The 572-nt window shown below is 52.4% G+C and carries 2 tRNA genes and 1 rRNA gene; all 3 read left to right on the top strand.

Annotation, left to right across the window (positions count from 1 at the left end):
* A 16S ribosomal RNA gene (locus tag AC3FKH_RS34510) occupies window positions 1-121 on the top strand; the annotation flags it as partial.
* A gap of 64 nt (window positions 122-185) precedes the next feature.
* Window positions 186-262, top strand: a tRNA-Ile gene (locus AC3FKH_RS34505).
* Between the two features lie 11 nt (window positions 263-273).
* A tRNA-Ala gene (locus AC3FKH_RS34500) sits at window positions 274-349 on the top strand.
* The last annotated feature ends 223 nt before the right edge of the window (window positions 350-572 follow it).

The following is a 572-nucleotide window of genomic DNA, read 5'->3' as shown; positions in this document are numbered from 1 at the left end:
GGTTTTGCCAGAAGTAGTTAGCCTAACCGCAAGGAGGGCGATTACCACGGCAGGGTTCATGACTGGGGTGAAGTCGTAACAAGGTAGCCGTATCGGAAGGTGCGGCTGGATCACCTCCTTTCCAGAGGCGCGCGTTCTGCGTGTCCAGTGTCCACACTTATCGGTTTGTTTGCTGTTACAGCCAAGGGTCTGTAGCTCAGGTGGTTAGAGCACCGTCTTGATAAGGCGGGGGTCGTAGGTTCAAGTCCTACCAGACCCACCAAGTTATCCGAGGGGGGATTAGCTCAGCTGGGAGAGCACCTGCTTTGCAAGCAGGGGGTCGTCGGTTCGATCCCGTCATCCTCCACCATCGCTCTGACGAGTGAGCACGGATTACCTGGTTGGTGGCCAAATGCAAGCGCTTAGATCTTGAGCGTTTGCATTTGGCATAGCCAAGCGACGAAAGTCGGCTGTTCTTTAACAATATGGGATGTAGTAAAGGTGTCGCGAAGCGTTGATGAGACGCTGCAGTACAAAACGCGATACCGGGTTGTGATTGTATCAACCAAAATGTATTTAAGTGATCGAAAGAT

Source organism: Cupriavidus sp. 21MJTG02-4 (assembly GCF_057798975.1).
The sequence above is the reverse complement of the archived record's forward strand: the minus strand, read 5'-3'. Positions and strand labels throughout refer to the sequence as shown.